Source organism: Microcoleus sp. Pol12B4 (assembly GCF_036701385.1).
Lineage (GTDB): Bacteria > Cyanobacteriota > Cyanobacteriia > Cyanobacteriales > Microcoleaceae > Microcoleus.
The window spans coordinates 1-1,541 of record NZ_JAUBQR010000434.1; the positions used below are offsets into that span (position 1 = coordinate 1).

A 1,541-nucleotide genomic window follows, 5' to 3' on the forward strand; every position below is an offset into this window, starting at 1 on the left:
TAATCCATTCGCTTTTGAGAACCAATATTTCCCGAAACTACTTCTCCGGAACTAATCCCAATTCCGAAGCGAAACGGCTCTGCACCGGGGCGAGAATCATTAAACTCTTTCAAACGGCGGCGCATATCTAAAGCCGACTGAACCGCCATCCAACCGTGGCTTTCCGGGGGATTCAGCGGCAGGGGCGCGCCGAAAACCGCCATTAAAGCATCGCCAATAAACTTGTCTAAAATGCCTTCGTAGTGGATAACGGCCTCCACCATCGTCTCAAAATATTCATTCAGCAGGGATACCACATCGGACGCTCCCAAATTTTCTGTCAGGGTGGTGTAGCCGCGAATGTCGGAAAATAAAATAGTCACTTCTTTGCGTTCGCCCACCATCAGGGCGCCTTCACCCAAAGCCATCACTTTATCTACGACCCCAGGAGTCAGGTAGCGGTACATCGTATTTTTCATCCGCTTTTCGCGGCTGATGTCTTCGAGTACCACTAAACCGCCGCGCACGCCGCCTTCTGGATTGATTAACGGGTTGACAGTCAAATTCAAACTACGTTCAATTACTTTAATTCGAGAGGCGGGGATGGGCAGCGGACAATAAGGGTGATAAAGGGCAGAATTTCGCAGCGCAAATAGAGATTGGGCATTAGCTAATTCTGCCAGCGCTACTTCCTCAGTCCACGCGCTGTTTTCGCCCCAAGCGTAATATAAATTAGGATCAGTGCGATCGGGCACGGCCAAAATATAACTTTCTTCTTCTCCTTCTTCTCCTTCTTTTTGTGGGGAATGGAGCGTTTTTTCTACCAACAGCCCCACAGTTAAACTTTGTTCGGGAACGTAATGTCTGGCAGCAGTTTTGAGACTGTCTTCTAGTCGAAATTGCAAATTCTCTATCGGCACAACTTCCCAAACATAGCGATTCACCAGTTTATCTTCCCAAATATCGGGATTGTGTTTGCTTTTAGCTTGATTTACCGGACAGCCCAATAATTCTAGGGCTGCTTCGTTAATAGTCACAACTCGTCCCTTCAAATCCGTGGAAATCACTGCATCAGAAAGACTTTGCAGCATATCTTTCTGATACTGCTTTTCCACCATTACGTTCTGAAACAGTTGAGAATTTTGCAACGCCATTCCCGCTTGGGAATTAAACGCTCGCAAAAACTCTTCGTCGGAAGGCGTGAAAGTACCTTGGTTCTTATTAATTAGCTGAGTCACCCCGATGAGCTCACCTTTAGCGTTATGCACCGGCATACACAAGACAGTGCGAGTGCGGTATCCCGTTTGCCTGTCAGTAGAGGGGTCAAAGCGGGGATCGTCGTAAGCATCTGTAATATTTAGAGGTTGACCAGTCGAAGCCACGTAGCCAGCAATTCCCTTATTAGCAGGAATGCGGAGATCTACCATCGTTTTGCCGTCGGCCTTGGCGACTTTTGTCCAGAGTTCGTTAGTTTCCCGATTTAATAAAAATAGCGTGCTGCGATCGGCCTGCATCAAGTCGCGAGCTTGATCCATGACCGAGCGCAAAGTTGTTTCCAAGTC

At 47.8% G+C, this 1,541-nt stretch carries 1 protein-coding gene; it reads right to left on the reverse strand.

Features of this window, described 5'->3' with window-relative positions; translation table 11 throughout:
• On the reverse strand, nt 1-1,541 hold a 1,541-nt coding region (locus QUA38_RS28835; RefSeq protein ID WP_333167927.1), incomplete at both ends, for a GAF domain-containing protein.